The 20,431-nt window shown below is 49.3% G+C and carries 20 protein-coding genes; 13 read left to right on the forward strand and 7 right to left on the reverse strand.

Going from position 1 to position 20,431, the window contains the following annotated elements; translation table 11 throughout:
- Positions 1-90: 90 nt before the first annotated feature.
- Positions 91-834 (forward strand): SOS response-associated peptidase, encoded by a 744-nt coding sequence (locus CRO74_RS06290; RefSeq protein ID WP_097125131.1) that lies wholly within the window; start codon positions 91-93, stop codon positions 832-834.
- A 157-nt stretch (positions 835-991) separates the two neighbouring features.
- Positions 992-3,643, forward strand: a complete 2,652-nt coding sequence (locus CRO74_RS06295) for a TonB-dependent receptor (protein WP_179830132.1) — start codon at positions 992-994, stop codon at positions 3,641-3,643.
- A 130-nt stretch (positions 3,644-3,773) separates the two neighbouring features.
- Here CRO74_RS06295 and CRO74_RS06300 read toward each other — a convergent pair whose 3' ends face one another.
- On the reverse strand, positions 3,774-4,694 hold the full coding sequence (locus CRO74_RS06300; RefSeq protein WP_097125132.1) for an ROK family protein: 921 nt from the start codon (positions 4,692-4,694) through the stop codon (positions 3,774-3,776).
- 276 nt (positions 4,695-4,970) lie between these two features.
- Here CRO74_RS06300 and CRO74_RS06305 point away from each other — a divergent pair, with 276 nt between their 5' ends.
- From CRO74_RS06305 to CRO74_RS06320, 4 genes are all read left to right on the forward strand, one after another.
- The gene (locus CRO74_RS06305; RefSeq protein WP_097125133.1) at positions 4,971-5,435 is read left to right on the forward strand and encodes a redoxin domain-containing protein; all 465 of its coding nucleotides are present in this window, start codon (positions 4,971-4,973) and stop codon (positions 5,433-5,435) included.
- Positions 5,436-5,535: 100 nt separating this feature from the next.
- Positions 5,536-6,303: an SAM-dependent methyltransferase gene (locus CRO74_RS06310; RefSeq protein WP_097125134.1), complete on the forward strand. Its 768-nt coding sequence runs from the start codon at positions 5,536-5,538 to the stop codon at positions 6,301-6,303.
- 203 nt (positions 6,304-6,506) lie between these two features.
- Positions 6,507-7,100: a TetR/AcrR family transcriptional regulator gene (locus CRO74_RS06315; protein ID WP_097125135.1), complete on the forward strand. Its 594-nt coding sequence runs from the start codon at positions 6,507-6,509 to the stop codon at positions 7,098-7,100.
- A gap of 95 nt (positions 7,101-7,195) precedes the next feature.
- Positions 7,196-8,059 carry an SDR family oxidoreductase gene (locus CRO74_RS06320; protein WP_097125136.1) on the forward strand — a complete coding sequence of 288 codons (864 nt, stop codon included), beginning with the start codon at positions 7,196-7,198 and terminating at the stop codon, positions 8,057-8,059.
- A gap of 36 nt (positions 8,060-8,095) precedes the next feature.
- On the opposite strand, the gene CRO74_RS06325 is transcribed toward CRO74_RS06320, so the two are convergent.
- From CRO74_RS06325 to epsC, 3 genes are all read right to left on the reverse strand, one after another.
- Complete coding sequence (locus tag CRO74_RS06325) at positions 8,096-8,965, reverse strand: YitT family protein (protein WP_097125137.1); 870 nt, start codon at positions 8,963-8,965, stop codon at positions 8,096-8,098.
- Positions 8,966-9,085: 120 nt separating this feature from the next.
- On the reverse strand, positions 9,086-9,994 hold the full coding sequence (cysK, locus tag CRO74_RS06330) for a cysteine synthase A (RefSeq protein WP_097125138.1): 909 nt from the start codon (positions 9,992-9,994) through the stop codon (positions 9,086-9,088).
- Positions 9,995-10,003: 9 nt separating this feature from the next.
- Positions 10,004-10,849: a serine O-acetyltransferase EpsC gene (gene epsC / locus CRO74_RS06335; RefSeq protein WP_097125139.1), complete on the reverse strand. Its 846-nt coding sequence runs from the start codon at positions 10,847-10,849 to the stop codon at positions 10,004-10,006.
- Between the two features lie 208 nt (positions 10,850-11,057).
- On the opposite strand from epsC, the gene CRO74_RS06340 reads away from it, so the two are divergent.
- The 5 genes from CRO74_RS06340 (at position 11,058) to CRO74_RS06360 (ending at position 15,223) form a co-directional block, all read left to right on the forward strand.
- Positions 11,058-12,287 (forward strand): PQQ-dependent sugar dehydrogenase, encoded by a 1,230-nt coding sequence (locus CRO74_RS06340; protein ID WP_394341880.1) that lies wholly within the window; start codon positions 11,058-11,060, stop codon positions 12,285-12,287.
- 113 nt (positions 12,288-12,400) lie between these two features.
- Complete coding sequence (locus tag CRO74_RS06345; protein ID WP_097125141.1) at positions 12,401-12,898, forward strand: RDD family protein; 498 nt, start codon at positions 12,401-12,403, stop codon at positions 12,896-12,898.
- Complete coding sequence (locus tag CRO74_RS06350; protein WP_097125142.1) at positions 12,899-13,390, forward strand: methylated-DNA--[protein]-cysteine S-methyltransferase; 492 nt, start codon at positions 12,899-12,901, stop codon at positions 13,388-13,390.
- A 34-nt stretch (positions 13,391-13,424) separates the two neighbouring features.
- The gene (locus tag CRO74_RS06355; protein WP_179830133.1) at positions 13,425-14,465 is read left to right on the forward strand and encodes an MBL fold metallo-hydrolase; all 1,041 of its coding nucleotides are present in this window, start codon (positions 13,425-13,427) and stop codon (positions 14,463-14,465) included.
- A gap of 89 nt (positions 14,466-14,554) precedes the next feature.
- Complete coding sequence (locus CRO74_RS06360; RefSeq protein WP_097125143.1) at positions 14,555-15,223, forward strand: START domain-containing protein; 669 nt, start codon at positions 14,555-14,557, stop codon at positions 15,221-15,223.
- A 10-nt stretch (positions 15,224-15,233) separates the two neighbouring features.
- Here the strand turns inward: CRO74_RS06360 and CRO74_RS06365 are convergent, their stop codons facing one another.
- From CRO74_RS06365 to CRO74_RS06375, 3 genes are read right to left on the reverse strand one after another with little or no spacing between them, the layout of a single operon-like run.
- On the reverse strand, positions 15,234-15,734 hold the full coding sequence (locus CRO74_RS06365) for a GNAT family N-acetyltransferase (protein ID WP_097125144.1): 501 nt from the start codon (positions 15,732-15,734) through the stop codon (positions 15,234-15,236).
- Positions 15,735-15,781: 47 nt separating this feature from the next.
- Positions 15,782-17,740 (reverse strand): TlpA disulfide reductase family protein, encoded by a 1,959-nt coding sequence (locus CRO74_RS06370; RefSeq protein ID WP_097125145.1) that lies wholly within the window; start codon positions 17,738-17,740, stop codon positions 15,782-15,784.
- Positions 17,741-17,783: 43 nt separating this feature from the next.
- Positions 17,784-19,247, reverse strand: coding sequence for a sodium:solute symporter (locus CRO74_RS06375; RefSeq protein WP_097125146.1), 1,464 nt, complete (start codon positions 19,245-19,247; stop codon positions 17,784-17,786).
- A gap of 113 nt (positions 19,248-19,360) precedes the next feature.
- On the opposite strand from CRO74_RS06375, the gene CRO74_RS06380 reads away from it, so the two are divergent.
- Both CRO74_RS06380 and recR read left to right on the forward strand, forming a co-directional pair.
- Entirely contained in the window at positions 19,361-19,639 is a 279-nt protein-coding gene (locus CRO74_RS06380; protein WP_012926198.1) for an ATP-dependent Clp protease adaptor ClpS, read from the forward strand.
- 92 nt (positions 19,640-19,731) lie between these two features.
- Positions 19,732-20,343: a recombination mediator RecR gene (gene recR / locus CRO74_RS06385; protein ID WP_097125147.1), complete on the forward strand. Its 612-nt coding sequence runs from the start codon at positions 19,732-19,734 to the stop codon at positions 20,341-20,343.
- Positions 20,344-20,431 lie beyond the last annotated feature (88 nt).

A 20,431-nucleotide genomic window follows, 5' to 3' on the forward strand; every position in this document is an offset into this window, starting at 1 on the left:
TGGTTAAATGCCGCAATCAGATAACTGGTTGGGGTATTTAACCGTTTAACAGATACATCAATCACCGTTCTAAACCGGCTTACTAATCGTATGTGTTTTCATAAATCGCTCAATGTCAAGGCCGAGGAGCTCGAAGCTCGTTATGAGGCCGTGCTGCCGCCAACGGCTGGGTTTCACCCTGTTTATCATGCTAATGCCTATAATTTTCCGGCCTGGCCCATCGTAACACGGCAGGAACCGGGAAAACTGCAACTTATTAACTGGGGACTTATTCCGCGCTGGGCACGAAGTAAAAAGGATGCGGCCGACATTCGGACGAAAACGATCAATGCCCGCTCCGAAACTATTTACGAAAAACCCTCATTTAAATCGGCTGCACAGGCTGGAAAACGCTGTCTGATTCCGGTGACCGGCTTTTTTGAGTGGTATACACAGGGCAGTAAAAAGTATCCATTCTACATCTATACCAGCGATCAGAAAATAAGCTCGATTGCCGGTTTGTGGGACGAGTGGCCCGACCCTGAAACGGGGGAGTTGATGCCAACCTACACGCTCCTCACCACAGAAGCTAACCCCTTGCTGGCCGCTATTCATAACACAAAAAAACGAATGCCCTGTGTGCTGACTCCCGATGCTGAACACGCCTGGCTACACGGAGACCTGTCCGAAAAAGAGGCTTTAGCGTTGTTGGCAGAGCCTTATCCGTCTGGTAAAATGCATAGCTACAGCATTAGTAAACGGATCACATCAAGAACCGAACCCAGCGATGTTCCTGACGTGCTGACACGGGCCGATTATCCGGAATTGAGTAGTAATCCTCAGTTGTTTAGCTAGGTAATGGATCCCGTTTGTCCATCTGTTAACCCGCTTATGTAGAATTAGATTTTATCAGGATTTTTGTAGCGAATTTTGACCACCTGGCTTATTCACGTGTGAATATCCCAAGTTGGCACGTTTAATGTGCCACGCAAAATATTGTCTACAACTTGATATGAAAAAAACAGTACTGTCTCTATGTATTTGCTCTGCTTTGTTAACGACCCCCAAGCTGATTTGGGCGCAGTTTCCGGGAATGCCCGGTGGTGCGCAACAGCCAGCAGCCGCCATTCCGGGTACGTCGACTGACAATACGCCCCGTGGTAATGCTAAACTAACAGGGATTGTAACGGATTCCACAACGGGTAAACCTGTTGAGTTTGCCAGCATTGCCCTGATCAATGCACAAACAAAAAAGCCGATTGATGGAACGGTGGCTGATGAGAAAGGTAAGTTTACCCTGAATAAATTGCCGCAGGGTGATTTTCAGCTCCTGATTTCGTTCGTTGGGTACCGCAACAAAACCATTTCCAGCGTAAAGCTCGACCGTAAGGGCGATATCAACCTGGGCGCGATCAAACTGGGGGCCGATGTCCGAACCCTGAAAGAGGTAGAAGTGGTTGGGCAGGCTTCGCTCGTTGAAGAGAAAGTTGACCGGCTGGTTTACAACGCCGATAAAGACCTTACGGCAAAAGGAGGTGATGCTACGGATGTGATGCGGAAAGTACCGCTGCTATCCGTTGACCTGGATGGTAACGTCAGCTTGCGGGGAAGTAGCAACGTACGGGTGTTGATCAACAACAAACCCTCAACGATTGTGGCCAGCAGCGTGGCCGATGCCCTGAAGCAGATTCCAGCCGACATGATCAAGACCGTTGAAGTAATTACCAGCCCATCGGCCAAGTACGATGCGGAGGGCTCGGCGGGTATTATCAATATCATCACCAAGAAAACAACCTTGCAGGGCTTCACGCTGAACGTCGATTCGGGCGTGGGTAACCGGGGTACGAACCTGGGCCTGAACGGGAATTTGCGGACGGGTAAAATGGGTTTCAGCCTGGGTGGTTTTGGTCGGGCTAATTACAATGTTGTCGGCAGATTTGCCAATACGCAGCAAACGTTCGGCAGTAAAGGAATCACAACGACTGAACAAACCGCCAATACCCGTAACCGTGGTCTGTTTGGGCAGTATACGCTGGGCTGGGATTACGACATCAGTAAGACGAGTTCCATTACCGCCAGCCTGCGCTACGGTGCCCGGAACAATTACCAGAATCAGGATAACTTCCTGACGCGTACGCTCTCGCCAGGCTCCCTTTTCCCCATTGTGTCGGATCGGAATGTATTGACCAAAGACTTGTCCGGGACGGTCGATGCTAACGTCGATTACACCCGCACATTTAAGCCACAGCAGGAGTTAAGCGTATCGGCGCAGTTTAGCCGCAACAACCGTAACAATGACTTTACGGCCGATATCATGAGTGCGCCAAATTTTACGGACGTGCTGTCCCGCCAGCAGAACCTGAATAACAGCTTTAACCAGGAGTCGACCATTCAGGGCGATTACCAGACTCCCATTGGGAAAAACCAACTGCTCGAATTTGGTGGTAAGGGTATATTCCGGCAGGTAGAGAGTGCTTTCAGTTATAATTACGCCGTTGGTTCGGGAGGTTTTGTTACAGACCCTTCCCGTGCTGCCAACACGCTGAACTACGACCAGAGTATTGGGGCTGGTTATGTTTCCTATACGCTGACGACAAAAAAGAAGTACACCTTCAAGGCTGGCACACGCTACGAACACACCACCATCAATGCGAATTTCAGCCAGAATCAGCCGGGCGAACAGGGTGGAGCGGCCGGTAAGGATCTGGGCATTCCGAGCTATAGCAATCTGGTACCGAGCATCAACATTTCGAAATCGCTTAAAGGGGGAAAAACGGTTAAACTGGCGTATAATCGTCGATTGCAGCGGCCGGGTATTCAATTCCTGAACCCGAACGTAAACACGTCCAATCCAACCAGCATTACACGAGGTAACCCGTTGCTGTCGCCCGAACTGACCGATAACCTGGAGTTGAGCACCAGTGCTTACATTAAAAGTGTTTACCTGAACGTGTCGCTGTTTGCGCGCCAAACCAACAACTCCATTACCAGTGTTCGGGACACCATTAGGGCAGATGCCAGTTTGGGAACCACGTCAACGCTGGCGCAGGCTATTCAAACAAGCTATTTCAACATTGGCCGTGAAGCAGCTTATGGAACAAACGTGTTCGGTAACGCGACGCTCTTCTCAAAATGGCAAATCGGGGGTGGCTTCGATCTATATTACGCCAATCTGACCAACAACAATGCCGGGTCGGTATACAACGCTACAAATTCGGGCTGGGTAACAACCGGGCGCTTTTTCACCAGCCTGACCCTTAAAAATGGCTGGGGTATGCAGGGCTTCGGATTTATTCGGGGACGGCAAGTGCAGTTGCAGGGGTATCAGGGAGGCTTTGCTTTCTATAGCATCGGATTCAAAAAAGACCTGAAAGACAAACGGGGCAGCTTCGGTGTTGCGGCAGAGAACTTCCTTAACCATCCGTTCACGGTTAACTCTGAATCGTCATCGCCCATTTTTGCCCAGACGAGTACCACCAGTTTGTACAATGCGGGTGTTCGGGTCAACTTCAGCTATAAAATTGGTAAACTCAGCTTCGATTCGCCACAACGTCAGAAAAAGTCAATCAACAACGACGACATAAAAAGTGGTGAAGGCGGAGGTGGCGAACAACAGCCACAAGCCGCTCCCGCCGGTGGTGGTGGTGCCCGTCGACCACGGTAGATAAAAGGTCAAAAAGGGTCAAGAAGTCAAGAAGGGTCAAGGGGTCAAAAGGTCAAGAAGTAGCTAACGCGTGTGTTGCTTTTGCGTCGGCTACTTCTTGACCTTTTGACCCCTTGACCCTTTGACCTTTTCACAATAACGCAGCGCCGAACACACCGGCGCTATCGCCCAGTTTGGGTTTCAGGAAACGCGTGTTGATTTCGCGGCTGTTGAAAACGTATTTTTTTGCCCGTTCCACGCCTTCGGTGTAGAGTAGGTCCACATTACCCACTCCTCCGCCAAGTACAATGGCATCGGGGTCAAGAATGTTAATGATAACCGAAACGGCCCGGCCAAAATACTCAAGCATTCGATTGACCGTCTGGCTCGCTACCAGATCATTTCCCTCCTGGTACCGCTCCATGATTTCTTTCATGGTCCGCTCTTCTCCGCTAATCTGTTGATAATACCGTTGCAGCGCCGGGCCTGATATGACCTGCTCGTTACAGCCGCGTTTTCCACAATAGCAGGCATACCCGTTTTCTTCCAGGATGTTGTGGCCCCATTCGCCCCCAATACCCTGCAAACCGTTTAGTACGAAGGGAACACCGTCGCGCCCGCGTACTACCACACCACCGCCAACGCCGGTACCCATAATCACCCCGAAAACGGATTGAAAGTTGGGAACCACATCGGGCACAATGCCCATTGTCGATTCGGCAAGGGCGAAGCAGTTAGCATCATTGGCTACGGCCACGGGTACATTGAGCAAGCGGGCCAGATCTTGTTTCATTGGTCGGCCGTTCAGTACGGTCGTGTTGCAGTTTTTCATCGTTTGCCGGGCGGGGTCAAACGTGCCGGGTGTTCCAAAGCCAATGCGATCTGGCTGAAGATCGGTTTCTGCTTTGAGCAAATCGATGAGTCGAACAATCTGACTCATAATATGGTCATACCCTAAATGAGCCTCTGTATCAATACGTTTACGAATAATGACAGCATCTGGAGAGGGTGCCGATAAAATTACACCCTCTATTTTGGTGCCGCCGAGGTCAATTCCCCAATAATTTTGCATCTAAAAAATCGGTCTATAAGTCTGAATCAGGAGCAGGACTGTATATGGGTTATAGTCGTCAGCCGGGCATATATACTCTTCTCTGACAGCTCTTTTACTGAAGTATACTGGGTGCAATTTATAAACCTTCGTTTGGATTGGCACAACTCCGCAAGTTTAGCGTGAAAAAGAACTGGTTTTGCCTGCCCTTTTTCGGAATTTCGCTGGTCGTCGGGAATTTTAAGACTAAGTGTCCGCCCAACTTTATACCTTGCGCCAAAAAATTAACCCGTTACTATGCTAACCCCCGGTCAGAAAGCCCCCGAGTTTACCCTTTTCAGCAGCGACAAAAAAGAAGTATCGCTGGCTGATTTTAAAGGAAAGAATGTTGTCATCCTGTTTTTTCCAATGGCATTTACCAGTGTTTGCACTGCAGAACTGTGTGAAATGCGGGACAACGTCAGTGTTTATTCAGGTTTGAATGCGGAAATACTAGGCATTTCGGTCGATTCTCCGTTTACACTGGCTAAGTTCAAGGAAGAGCAGAACCTGCCGTTCAACTTACTGTCAGATTTTAACAAAGACGTTTCTCAGGCGTATGATACCTATTACGAAACATTCGTGATGAACTTGAAAGGTGTCAGTAAACGCTCAGCGTTCGTAGTTGATCAGGAGGGCACTATCCAGTACGCTGAAGTTCTGGAAAGCGCCGGTGATGTGCCTGATTTTCAAGCCGTACAGGAAACGCTGGCAGCACTTTAATTGTGAATGAGTGAATAATAGAATGAGTGAATGAAAAAGGGTAATTTTTTATTAGCTGTATCTGTTCACTCATTCTGTTATTCATTCAATCAGTTAAACAATGGCTTGGTACCACAATTTTTTTCACGGATTGCCGCAAACGGCCTGGAAGGCTGCACAAACGGAAGAACAAACGCATCTTGATCTCGAACTACTCGTTGAGACCCTTGATTTTGGTCCGGGTGATCGGTTGCTGGACATTTTTTGCGGCTATGGGCGACACGCGTTACCCCTGGCCCGAATGGGTACGCACGTAACGGCAGTTGATATTTCGGCTGAGTACATCGCTGAATTACAAGCCAGTGCAAAAGCTGACAAGCTTTCTCTAGTCGCGCTTGAAGCCGATTTTATGGCGGTCTCTGAGACAGAAATCGGGGACCCTGGTGTGTTTGATGCGGCTTATTGTTTAGGAAATAGCTTTAGCTTTTTTGCGCACTCAGACATGCTGGCCTTTCTGACGCGCATTGCCCACTTTTTAAAACCGGGAGGACGCTTTCTGGCTCATTCAGAGATGTTGGCCGAATCGGTATTGCCCGATTATCAGGCCCGAAACTGGCAACCAATTGGCGATGATGAAGGTAATCCTATCCTGTTTCTGGCTGAGAATGAATATGATCCGCTCGAAAGCCGTATCGACTCTTACTTAACCTACGTGCAGGCCGGTAAAACCCAGACCCGAAAAGCAGAACATTTTGTGTACACACTAGCTGAACTTCGCCGGTTGTTTGACAAGGCAGGTTTGCAGGTAGTTGCCTGTTACGGCTCGGTTGATGGTGAGCCATTTAGCCTGGGAGATGAAGCGGTATGGATACATGCTTACAAGCAATAAGTACTACTCTTTTAATTTTCTGTAACTATTGTTTGTCGGCAGGTATAGTTAGTTGTCGGGTAAAAGGTTGATATTCAGTATATTATATAATATATCGTAGTGTTTGTTTAACTTTTCTTAGAAAAATTGTATTCTTTCCATGTAAATACGTAGTTTTCGGGTGATTTAACACCGTTAACTGACCACTTAATAACTAAATTTGTATGGAAACTATCGAGCGTAAGCCCCGGAGCCGAGAGCAGGCTCGTTCCGGTATTATCAAAACGGCGAAGGCAATCGCCCGGCAGGAAGGGTGGCAAGCCGTGTCAATTCGTAAAATAGCTGACGCAATAGAATACAGTGCCCCCATAGTTTATGAATATTTTGATAGCAAAGATATTCTTCTGGATGAAATTCGAAACGAGGGTTTTCGTCACTTATACCAGGAGTACGAACGCATTCTGAAACTGTACCGTGACCCAGAAAAGCGGTTGTACGAAATCTCACTGGTTCAGTGGGAGTTTGCCCGCCAGCAGCCCGAAATCTACCAGGTAATGTACAATATGGATGGCGCTTTCTGCACTATTCCGGTTTATCAGTCAGAGACTATGCAGGAAGTGAGCCGACTGGTTCGTGAAGCCATCTTCTCATTTATTCCCAAAGCAGACGAGAGTATTAGACGACTGCACTTTCAGTGGTTATCGGTATCTCATGGCACAATTATGCTGGCTATGTTGCTTAAAGATGAGCAGTCACTGGATCAGTCGGAGCAGATCTATCGGGAAACCATGCGTCGTTTTGTGCGCGAACTGAGGTAATTTTCCGATGTCTGAAATGTCATTTGTTTCTATCCGGTGGTTAACGTGGTAAAATAAGCTATCCATTTAGAAAGCTTGTTTTACCACTTATGAGCATGACCATAGCTATACTTGGTGCAACGGGAATGCTTGGGCAACCTATTGCAAGTGAACTGATTCGGGCAGGATTTCCAGTGCGCATTATTGTCCGTGATGTTGAAAAAGCACGCCAGCTTTTTCCTCAGGCTGATATTGTTTCCGGTGATTTGCGCAATGTTGATAGTCTGATCTATGCCTTGAAGGAAATCGACGTAGTCTATCTGAACCTATCCATTAAACAAACCGAAAAACAAACTGATTTTCATGCCGAGCAGGCAGGGTTGATAAATTTGATTCAGGCCGCTCAGGCTGCGGGTGTTCGCCGAATAGGTTATTTATCCTCAATTGCTATGCGGTATCAGGGGATGAATAGCTTTAACTGGTGGGTCTTTTCCATAAAAAACGAAGCGGTTCGGCTTATAAAAAACGCAGGCATACCTTATAGTATTTTTTACCCATCCTGTTTCATGGAATCCCTGAACGGTACCCAACGACTGGGGCCGTTTGTACTTTTAGTGGGCCGCTCACCGGTCAAACCCTGGTACATTGCGGCTCATGATTACGGGAAGCAGGTCGCTCAGGCTTTTCAGATTGCTGGAGAAGGTCTTAATGAGGAGTACATTATTCAGGGTCCGGAATCTGTAACCCAGCACGAAGCGGCCGAACGATTTGTTGGTGCTTACCAGAAAGAAAAGCTTTCTGTAGTGACAACCCCTTCCTTCCTGATGAAACTAGGGAGGCCCTTTTCCCCACAAGCCGATTACGGTTGGCATATTACCGAAGCACTCAATAACTACCCGGAAAAATTTGAAGCCGGACAAACGTGGGCTGAGCTCGGTAAGCCAGAAACCACCCTGGAGCAATTTGCTGCCAGTCTATAAAACACTTTTCTGCTACTTGAGCGCTATCGACGTGCCTCAGTGCATGGGCAGACTCTTAACTTTACCCCCCGATACGTCGTCAACGCTGTGTTGTATGATGAACGCTTTTGGGTCAATCTGGATGACTATTGTTCTTAACCGGCTGATTTCGAGACGGGTAATAACTGTATACAGCACTGTGTCTATTTCCTGGTGACTGCCGTGTTTGCCGTATCCTCCCTGACCTTTCAGGATGGTGATGCCCCATCCCCGTTCGATGATTTTTTCCCGAATCTCTTCATTCTGCTTGGAAATAATGATGATCGCCGTGTACTCTTCAATACCGTGAATAAGGAAGTCGACCGTTTTGGAAGCAGCGAAATACGTAATCATCGAGTAAAGAGCCGGATTCAGGCCCAGAAAGAAAGCGGCCGCCCCAAAAATAAGTACATTCAGGACTAGGATAACATCACTCACTTTCAGAATAGGGCTGCTTCGGCTGATAAGTAAAGCGGCTATTTCCGTGCCATCCAGTACGGCGCCCCCCCGCATGGCTAATCCAATACCGGCACCGATAAAAAAACCGCCAAAAACCGCAGTGAGCAGCAAATCGGGGGTAGCATCCGGGTAGGGGATAACAGCCAGACTGATGGATAGACCTGTAATGGCTAGTATACTTTTGAACGCGAACTGACGGCCAAACTGACGATATCCAAGGCCAACAAATGGCAAATTGATAACCAGTAGCCAGATAGGTAAGGGGATATCTATAAGCGATGCCAGCAACATGGATACACCCGTGACACCCCCATCAATAAAATGACTCGACAGCAAAAAACCTTTAATGCCCATACCGGCGCTTAGCACACCGGCAGTAATAAAAACAGTATCTTTTATTGTACGGAAAGAAGAGGTTTGGGTTATCATTAAGTTGAGTGGTGGTTTAGTTGAACGTGTACTGCAACCAGCTGGCTATTCGTAAAATGGAGAATCAGTAGAGTCGATTAATTACCAACTCTACTGATCCTTTAAGCACTCGCCTGTTACTTAATATAAGCCTTCAATGGATAAGTATCGTTCCCCGGTGTCGTAACAAAAGGTTAGAATTCGGCTGCCAGGAGCCAGATCGGGAAGTTTTTTTGCAATGGCGGCCAGGGATGCACCCGATGAAACGCCAACAAATGTACCCTCTTCCCGCGCCGACCGACGGGCCATTTCGTACGCTTCGTCTTTGCTGACCTGAATAGCACCATCCAACACATCGGTATGCAGATTCTGGGGGATGAAACCGGCGCCAATACCCTGAATCGGGTGCGGACCCGGTGCGCTCCCACTAATTACCGGTGAAAGTTCGGGCTCAACGGCATACACTTTTAGATTAGGAAACTTCTGCTTCAGGGCCTGACCAACGGCGGTGATATGGCCGCCAGTGCCAACGCCGGTGATCAGCACATCAAAACCCTCCGGAAAATCGTCAAGTATCTCCTGAGCTGTTGTTTTGACATGGATATCAATGTTTGCCTGATTCTCGAATTGCTGGGGCATCCAGGCGCCCGGCGTTTGGGCAATCAGTTCATGAGCGCGCTCAATAGCCCCTTTCATGCCTTTTTCGCGGGGCGTCAGGTCAAATTGGGCTCCGTAAGCCGCCATAATCTTACGCCGTTCGATGCTCATCGACTCCGGCATGACCAGAATGATCTTGTAGCCTTTCACCGCAGCAACCATGGCCAGGCCAATGCCGGTATTTCCTGAAGTTGGTTCAATGATGGTACTATCCGAAGTTAATATACCTTTTGCCTCGGCATCTTCTATCATGGCCAGCGCGATGCGGTCTTTGATGCTGGCACCGGGATTAGCCCGTTCCAGCTTGGTCCAGACTTCATAACCCGGAAATAACCGGTTGATCCGAACATGGGGCGTCCTGCCAATGGTGTCGAGGATAGTAGTCGCTTTCATAGTAAATGGTTAAATAACAAAATTGATGGGCTCAATGACTTCCAGCGACTTCAACCGGACGTCGGTCTGGTGCTGATGGAACACGAGCGAGTGAGGCTCAACGCTGCTGGTAAGCCAGACGTTACCGCCAATGACGGAGTCGTGGCCAACTACCGTATAGCCACCTAAAATGGTAGCATTAGCGTAGATGACAACGTTGTTTTCAATGGTTGGATGGCGTTTTTTCTGGGCCATTGATTTAGCCACGTGTGTAGCTCCCAATGTAACCCCCTGGTAGATCTTTACGTTGTCGCCAATGACTGTGGTTTCGCCAATAACGACGCCCGTGCCATGGTCGATGAAAAACGCTTTGCCAATCTGGGCACCCGGATGAATGTCAATGCCCGTCTGCCCATGCGCGTATTCGGTAAGCATACGGGGCAGAAGGGGCACGTTTTGTTTTAACAGTTCGTGCGCAATCCGATAAACGGCAATAGCATAGAAGCCCGGATAAACAGCAACGACTTCTTCAATACCAACCGCTGCCGGATCATTGTCGGCAATGGCGTGTGCATCGAATAATAGATTGTCGTAAATAGCCGGAAGGCGTTCAAAAAAACGTTCGGTGATGAGCGTCGGGTTTTCTGTTAAATTTTTCTCAAGCGGCTGGAGCAGGCAAACCAGTTGTTGATTGAGGTTCTGGTAGGTTTCTTCCACATGTTGAGAAATTGACCGGCAATCCTGCGTAACCGGAAACATGAGCCGCATCAACTGGTCAATGAATCGGCCGGCATCCGGACGGGAAGGAAGTTTATACCGGTATAGCGCCCGCTGGGTCTGGAGGTGTTCGAGGAAGGTACTTGTGTCACTAATCATAATAGTCGTCGTCTTGACCGGACCGGTAGAATTTATACCCCGTTTTGTGGAAACACTACACTGGTTAATGATCGTTAATCCAGTGAACGCATGGGTATACGAGGGCACATTCTTTGTTTTTGAAACAAAATGCGGGCCACAAAGTTCGGCGGCTTTTCTTGGAACTTGATTTGTAGGTAAAACAGGTAAACTAATGAATCTAATCATCATGCTTAGTAAAACAATCATCGCCCTTACGCTTTCGCTGGCGGCAACGTCGGGCGTGGCCTGGATGGTTGCTGCGGCTTGTCAGTCGTCTACACGGTCGAATTCAGTAACGCTCGACTCTACGGGCACCACCGTAGGCGGCACCGGCGCTCTTTCGGCGAAAGTTGTCAATGCTTATCCCAAACTTACGTTTTCCTCGCCTGTCGAGTATACGCACGCCAATGATGGTACCAACCGCGTGTTTGTCATCGAACAGGAAGGGCGCATCCGGGTCTTTGAGAATGACGCCAATACGGCATCCGCAGGCACCTATCTGGATATCCGGAACAAAGTGGCTTCAGGTGGCGAAATGGGATTACTGGGCCTGGCTTTCCACCCCGATTTCAAGAAGAATGGCTATTTCTACGTTAACTACACGAAAAATAACCCGCGCGAAACGATCGTAAGTCGCTATAAAGCACCATCAGCCGGAGCCTCGCAGGTCGATCCGGCCTCCGAAGTAATTCTTTTTCGGTTCGAGCAACCGTATTCAAACCACAATGGCGGAAAAGTTCTTTTCGGACCCGATGGCTATTTGTACGTGTCTACCGGCGATGGAGGAAGTGGGGGAGACCCTCAGAACAACGGACAGAACCGGAAGAGTTGGCTAGGGAAAATAATTCGGGTGGATGTAAACAGTACCGATAAGGGAAATTATGGCATTCCGGCTGATAACCCTTTCAAGGGTAATGCCAATGGATACCGCGAAGAAATTTTCGCGTACGGGCTGCGAAATCCGTGGCGAATGAGTTTTGATGCAGACGGTCGGCTGTGGGTTGGCGATGTAGGGCAGAATAAACTGGAAGAGGTCGATATCGTTAAAAAAGGCGGCAACTACGGCTGGCGGGTGAAAGAAGCCAACGCAGATTATGACGCAAAAGATAATAACGTCAACGCGGCCGATCTGTTGGGGCCAATCTGGCAATATAGTCACAGTAACGGCGACGTGTCAATCACAGGAGGAATCGTCTATAGAGGATCGGCTAACCCATCGTTGCGGGGTAAATACATTTATGCCGATTACGCTAGTGGGCGCATTTGGGCACTGACAACGACAGACGGCAAAACGGCCACCAACCAGGAGTTGATGGCTCAGGCTGGGGCTATTTCTGCCTTTGGCGAAGACCAGAAAAACGAGTTGTACATGTGCGATCTGGGCTCCGGGAAAATTTTGAAACTGGTCGCGAACTGAGTGGTCAACTAATTGAATATGGTTTAAGGCAGAAAAAGCCCGACTCTCATCAGTCGGGCTTTTTCTGCCTTGTGTTTTATCGAAACAGGCGTTAAGTTACACTGTCATACCTGATGTCTTTCGTAACTATGGAACCCCACACCCGCGACCTGTTGAATGCCGATGAACTGCTTGCCGAACCTTGCCTGCCCGCCAGTCAAGGTAAACGGTTTCTGAATCTGCTGATTGATTTTGTGTTTTTTTACATAATCATGGTAACGGTAGGTGTAATCATGTTTCTGATCAGCCCGGAGCTTCTTGATTCAAAGGTATTGACCAACCGTGTTACCAGCATGTTGTTGTATGTCGCTTATTACTTGGCCTTTGAAGCATGGCTGGGTAAAACACCCGGTAAGATTCTCACAAAAACGAAAGTTGTCGATAAAAACGGCCAAAAACCCGATCTTCTAACCTGTCTATGGCGCAACCTTGCCAGACTAATTCCGTTCGATACGTTTACGTTTCTTCGTGAGAAGCCAATTGGTATGCATGACCGGATGTCGGGTACCATGGTTGTAGATGACCGCCCGAGCCTGTCACTGGATCAGTCGATTCGAAATACACCTTATTAAATGACGACTACCGTTTTTGACTCCCCTCTGGGTTTAGTGGCTATTACCGGTAATGATACTGGCGTTTCGGTCATTACCTGTATGAATGTTTCTCCGTTTGAAAATGCTCCGGAAGGGCCGGTAGCTGAGCCTGTTCGATTAGCCGCCGAGCAACTCAAAGCCTACTTTGCCGGGCAGTTGATGTCATTCGATTTTCCAATCAATCCGGTCGGAACGGCTTTTCAGCAGTCGGTTTGGCGAGCCTTACTCGACGTGCCTTTTGGCACGACACTTTCTTACCTGACATTGGCCCGGCGGATGGGTGATGAGAAGGCAATTCGCGCCGTAGCCGCAGCAAACGGCCGAAATCCACTCTGGATTGTGATACCCTGCCACCGCATTATTGGTTCCGACGGCTCCCTGACGGGGTATGCCGGGGGGCTCTGGCGGAAACAATGGCTACTGGAACACGAAGGCGCGCTGGCCCGTTCGGGGCAGATGTCGCTGTTTTAAAAACAACATACCCATACACTCGCTTCACTATACTATGCTCACTTTATCGCCCCGGTTGCTGCTTATGGGTTTCCTGCTCACTTTCTCGGCCTGTGCACCGCGTTACAAAGGACCTGTTACGGATCATTTCGACGGGAAGAAGTTCTTTAATCCCGACATGCCCGAACGGACATCGGGCGGACTTTTAAAATGGCTTTTTAATCGGGACAAAGGCCCCTGGCCCGAACAACCCGATGCCTATGTGGGTGCCCGACCTGCCACGCGCATTGAAGGGGATAGTCTGGTCCTGACTTTTGTGAACCATTCGACCTTCCTGATTCAGACCGCCGGACTCAACATATTGACAGACCCCGTCTGGTCGAAGCGCGTTGGGCCAACGTCCTGGTTGGGTGTCAAACGGAAGCGTCCACCGGGGTTGCGGTTCGAGGAGTTACCGCCCATCGACGTTGTATTACTCAGCCACAACCACTATGACCACCTTGATTTGCCGACCATCGAGAAGCTCGTGAAGGTACATAACCCACTTTTTGTTACCCCACTGGGCGTATCCTACCTGCCAAAATCCGTCAACGGACGCATAACCCGCGAACTCGACTGGAACGATACCCTGCGGATCAATGAAAAGCTGGCGCTGACGTGTACACAGGCGCAGCACTTCAGCAACCGCGGACTGGGCGACCGGGAGGAAACCCTCTGGTGTGGCTACCTGCTTCACACGAGCTTTGGCACAACCTACTTTTGTGGCGATAGTGGCTATGGAGCCCATTTTAAGAAAATTGCTGAACAGGCCCGGAACTCGGCAACAGGTCCTGTTAAGCTGGCTCTGCTGCCCATTGGATCCTATCGGCCAGAGTGGTTTATGGCTCCGGTACACGTATCTCCGGCTGGAGCCGTAAAGGCGTTTGTCGACCTGAACCCGACGCAGGCAGTTGGTATTCACTTCGGCACATTTCAGCAGGGTGATGACGGCCTGGATGAACCCGCCGACGATTTACGTAAAGCATTACTGGCCGCTAAAATTCCTGAAAACAAGTTCATCGTTCCAAAAGAAGGCCGCCCAATGGTCTTCAGGTAATTGACCTGTAGCCAACAAAAGCCGGGGTTGCAACGTTAAGTAAAGACAAGAAGGCCAAGTTTAAGGTGTTGAAAAGGCGGATATACGGTATGAAGTTAGTACAGTTAAGTTGTTACCTGACTTTAGTGTTCAGTAGCTTCACAATAAGTATAAAAGCAGTTTACGGGCAGGATAAAGAAGGCTGGCGTCTGGCGAAAGATAAAGACCAGATTCTGGTGTACACCCGAGAGGTGCCGGGAAGCCGGTCAACTGAGTTGAAGGTCGAATGCACGATGCCGGGTACACAGAGTCATCTGGTGGCGTTGCTGTCGGATATCGCCAACTACAAGAACGTCATGTACAAAACCAAATCTGCACAGCTGGTAAAGCGTATTAGCGAAACGGAATTGGTGTACCACGTTGTAACGGCTTTGCCCTGGCCGGTGAGTGACCGCGACATGAGCGTTCAGCTTACGTTTGAACAGGACCCAAACACTAAAGTGGTGCAGGTAAAGGGTGTAGGTGTCCCTAATATGGTAGCTACCCGGCCCAATACGGTTCGTATTGCCGACTGGCTGGCTATCTGGAAAATTCGCCCGATTGCCAAACAGCGTATTCATGTTACCTACACCTGCCGGGTCGATCCGGGTGGGGATATTCCGGCCTGGCTTGATCACATGGCCGCAGCCAACAGTGCCTATCAGTCTTTTATGCTCATTCGAAATAGTGTTACACTGCCACGCTATCAGGGCAAATCCTTTGCCTTTCTGAACCAGTAGTCACGTTAATCTATACCTGCTTTTCGTAAGCCAAAAACCGCAATCCCGGCCGGAAACTGAGTGCTATATCACCGGCATACCGATAGCCGAGCTTCGGGAAAAGCGCTTGGGTAACCTGATTTTCTGAGTTCGTGTCGATACGCAGGAAGCGAATGCTCCGTTCAAGGGCAAGTTGTTCGGCCTGAGCCAGTAGCGCAACGGCCACACCCCGTCCGCGAAAAGCCGGATCAACCGCCAGCCGGTGCGTAACAATGGCTCGTTCGTTTACGTTAAAGCCAACCTGAGCGTACTCCGGCTCCTGATCTTCGGTAAGGGCGGCAACCCCTGCCAGAAGCCCATCTACATATGCTACCCAAAGCTGACCTTTGGCAATATCCTCCGAAAAAACGGCCTGATTAGGATAATGTTCGTCCCACTGGAAATTTCCGGCTTTGCGCATGAGGGGAACAACGTGCCGGATGAGGTTCATAAGAGCCGGAAGATCGGTCAGGGTGGCCGGGCGAATGGTCATACTATTGTCAATTATTAATTTTGATCTTGCCTTGCTGACATGATAAATTATTTCCCTTCTTTCAGCATCTCGACAACGAGGCTCAGTTCATTTACCGTTGATTCGGGATTGCCGGAGTACCCAATGGTGCGGTACCGTACACGCCCGTCAGGACCAATAACTACTTTGGTAGGAATACCCTGCACTTTATAGGCATTGGCAACTTTTTGCTGCCCGTCGAGGGGTACCACAAAGTTATAGGGGTGCTTGCTCATGAAATTATGAACGCGCTGTACCGGCCCGCCCTCGCGTGTATTGACGAATAGGAACTTAACATTGGGGTCGTTCTGAAACCTCGTTTGTGCCTGTTGCATGGCTGGAAAGGAAGCAATACAGGGGCCGCACCAGGTTGCCCAGAAGTCCAGTACAATCACTTTTCCCTTAAACGCAGAGGACGAAATAGTCCGCCCCAGTAAATCGGTGAGCGTAAACGCCGGTGCCGGTTCGTTAATGAGCAATTGTTGAAGTTCGTCCCGCTGGTCGGCGCGTAAATCGGCTTCCAACTGGGTCAAATAGGCATCGGCTTTAGCAGGCGTGTTGCCAGGTTGTCTGGCGTACCAGTCGCGCAGGGCTCGTTTTAAGCCGGAGGTTGCTTTCCCCGCCTGAACGGCAGCTTCGGCCATCGGGCGTGCTTCGGCAACGTGGTTCGTTTGGAGTGCACATAGAAAATAGCGTTCTGTAAGGCGAGGCTCGGTACTTTCGATCTCGTTAGGATCGATAACTGTCTGGTAAGCTGCGTAAGCACCGGCATAATCACCCTGCTGCTCCCGTACACGGGCGTAGGTGTTCATTAATTGACGCTGCCGGGTTTGCTTCTCAGCTTCCCAGTTGCTGGCTTTGTTGCCCGACCTGGGTTGTAATGTGAGCACATCGATCGCCCGCTTTATTATCTTTTCCGCTTCCGGTAACGAACGACGTTCATCGGCCAATTGAAAGGCGATCGTGTTCAACATCAGCACGTCGGTATGTGAAGTGGGCTGCTTTTCCACAAAAGTGACCAACCCCGGAATGTCATTGTTTTTGAAATACCCATCGGTCATCATAACCGTCAGCGCGGGGAGGTAGGAGGAGTTCGGAAACTCGGTCATGAATGCCTGATAAGCGGCCTTTTTGCGCTCCCAGTTTGGTTCCGTTCGGATTGCCATCGACCGGTCTTTCTGCGCCAGTGAGCCGGTTGGTTCCACCAACTTCTGCCGTTCCCGTAAGGCAGTTGCTTTAGGAAAGTCACCGAGGCTCTCGTAAAGCTGTGCTGCCGTGGTTAGTTCGGCTGCGGTTGGGGTGGGTCGAGAGGCCAGATACGATTCAATACCTGCTTTTACGACAGGCCCATAACCGGGCTTTTTTTGTTTCACCTGAGCCGCCAGCAAGTCCGACCAGTAGTAGGGGCGTAGTTCCGGATTCTGGGCCAGTTCATGCGCATAGAGCGTTACCACCCAGTTCGGATCAGGGCGTCCACCGGATTCGTACAGAAAATGACTGCGGCTAAATACTGATGCCTGCCCACCCGTAGCATGGGGGACAATGCGTCCATTGGCATCGCAAACCGGAATAACGTAAAGCTGACCGTTATTTAAATCGGTACGTTTTGGCTGAAGGCTATTTCGGAAGAGGAGCATCATACCCGCCACATCTTTACGCGGAATGAATAGCTCGCCCACAAAGTCGTTGCCCTGTCGCACCAGTTTAACGGTTGTAGGCTGGCTAAGCTGGATCACATTGGGAGCACCATACCGTACGTATCGGCCTTCGAGCGTACTATCAGCCGCTAAAGGCGTTGTTTGTGGGGTATAGGTAAAAGACACCACTTGCCCGACCTGCGGTCTCTCCGGCGAAAAACAGAACTGTGCCTGAACATAAGTTGCCGTAAAAAGCAGGATCAGGAAAACCGGAGCGATGCAACCTGCTGTGCCTCTTTTTATGCGGACGAACGATAGATCAATGAAGGATAAAAAATCTTTAGTTTTCATTGTGTTGAGGAGTTTCCGTCCGATCGGGTGAATTGGCCGGGGTCTATACTGCTATAACTTCTTCTTTTACAACCGGTTTCGAGACCGCCCACAAGCCAATAAAGGTAAATAAACCATTTAGCAACAGCCGCTCAAAACCAAACTGATAACCGCCAAACCAGGCAGCCGAATTCTCATTGACTACGTAGGTGAAAATGGGTGAAGCCAGGCAAATCCAGGGTACAAAGCGATCCATAACGGGGCGCTTATTGAAAATGCCGAACGCATACAGCCCTAACAGCGGCCCATAGGTATAGCCCGCAATATCGAAAACGGCGGTAATAACTTCTTTACTGTTGACCTGACGGAAGATAATAATCACGACGTAGAACAGCAGTGAAAAACCGATATGAACAATCTGTTTGATACGTGACCGTTCGGTTTCGGGACGTTTTTCGACATTCATGAAATCGACGCAAAACGAGGTAGTCAGAGCTGTCAAAGCGGAGTCGGCGCTGGCGTAAGTAGCGGCTGTTATGCCCAGCAGGAATGTAATACCAACAACCAGCCCCAGATGACTAAGCGCCAGTAACGGGTACAAATCGTCGGTACGGGTTGGAATGGCAATGCCTTCGCGTTGGGCGTATACGTATAACAGAACGCCCAGCGACAGGAACATGAAATTGACGAAGACAAGCGTAACGGTAAACCAGAACATGTTTTTCTGGGCTTCACCGATGTTTTTGCAGGTCAGGTTTTTCTGCATCAGATCCTGATCCAGTCCGGTCATAACAATGGCAATGAACGCGCCGGATATAAATTGTTTGAAGAAGTTCTTTGGGTCATTTGCATCCCAATAGAATACCTGCGACATACTACTGTCTCTCACCGTCCGAACCAGGTCGCCAAAGGAGTAACCCAATTCCTGCGAGATCAAGACGATTGTCAGGATAACGGCGGTAACCAGAAACACGGTTTGGAGCGTGTCGGTAACGATAATCGTTTTAACACCACCTTTAAACGTATACACCCAGATCAACGCGATGGTGATAAGTACCGCAACTTCAAAAGGGATACCCAGATCGTTAAACAACGCGATTTGTAACACGCCAGCGGCTACATACAGCCGAACGGCTGATCCAACTGTTCGGGCCAGCAGGAAGAAGCCCGCGCCTGTTTTGTACGACCAGAAGCCAAACCGTTTTTCCAGATAGCCATAAATTGAAATCAGGTTCAATCGATAATAAAGAGGCATTAATACGGAGCCAATGACAAAGTACCCAACAATGTAGCCTAGTACTACCTGAAAATAGGAGAACCCGATTTTACCCACCGCGCCCGGCACCGAAATAAACGTAACCCCCGACAGCGACGTACCAATCATGCCAAACGCCACTAACCACCAGGGCGACTGCCGGTTAGCTGTAAAAAAGGCATTGGTGTCGGCACCCCGGGCGGTATAAAAGGAAACAGCAATCAACATTCCGAAGTAAGCAATCAGAATGACTAAAGCAAGGGTGGTATTCATATAAAATCTGGCAACTTTTCAGGCCTGAATGGAGTTATTTTATGGGACGGCAGAGGTTTTTTTTAGTGCCCATTTTGCCGTAAATTTGCTAAGTAAACACCATTTTATCTTCTATGCAACCTTTTGAAGAAACCGTTGTGGACGTGCTCGACCAAGTCGTTGAAACCGACGTTCATAACCTTGTGGTCTTCAACGACGAAGTCAATACGTTCGATCATGTCATCGAAACGCTCATTGATGTTTGCGGACATACACCCGAGCAGGCCGAGCAGTGTACATTGCTTATTCACTATAAAGGGAAGTGCTCCGTAAAGAACGGATCATGGGAAGAACTCGTACCAATGCGCAACGAAATCTGCCGTCGCGGGATCAGCGCTGAAGTATTAAATTAAAGAGCAAGAGAGCGAAAGAGTGAAGGAGCGAGAGTTAGCCCGCCAGCCATTCTTTCGCTCTCTCACTCTTTCACTCTTTAATTTGACCAAAATTGGAATACCCATCCAAACTGATAGAAGACGCGGTGAACGAGGTGTCGAAACTGCCGGGAATCGGGAAGAAAACCGCTCTCCGTCTGGTACTTCACCTACTCAAACGCGATGAAGAACAAACCGAAACGCTGGCCCAGAGTTTGACGGCCATGCGTACAAAAGTGAAGCACTGCCGTAAATGCCATAATTTGTCCGACCATGAATTGTGTACTATCTGCGCCAGTAACAAACGTGATCAGTCGATTATTTGCGTCGTAGAGGATACGCGCGATGTGCTGGCTATTGAAAACACAGCGCAGTATAGGGGCTTGTATCACGTATTGGGCGGCATTATCTCGCCCGTTGAAGGAATTGGTCCCAGCGATTTGCAGATTGATTCGCTTATGACCCGGCTACGTGGCGAAGAAAGCGAACAGGTACGCGAAATTATCCTGGCAATTAGCCCCACGATGGAAGGCGATACAACCGCATTCTATCTTCAGAAAAAACTCAAGCCATTTAACCTGAAGCTATCGACTATTGCACGCGGTATACCCATTGGGGGCGATCTTGAATACGCCGATGAGGTGACGCTGGGTCGGAGTATCCTGAGCCGGATTGCCTACGATTAACGAATCCAGCAGTCTCTGGCTGTTGGGGCTATTCGCGAAACATACTAACGGTAGGATGCTGTCAGATACAAAAAACTCGTTTCTTTGC

It is taken from the genome of Spirosoma fluviale, from assembly GCF_900230225.1.
In the GTDB taxonomy this organism is placed as follows: domain Bacteria; phylum Bacteroidota; class Bacteroidia; order Cytophagales; family Spirosomataceae; genus Spirosoma; species Spirosoma fluviale.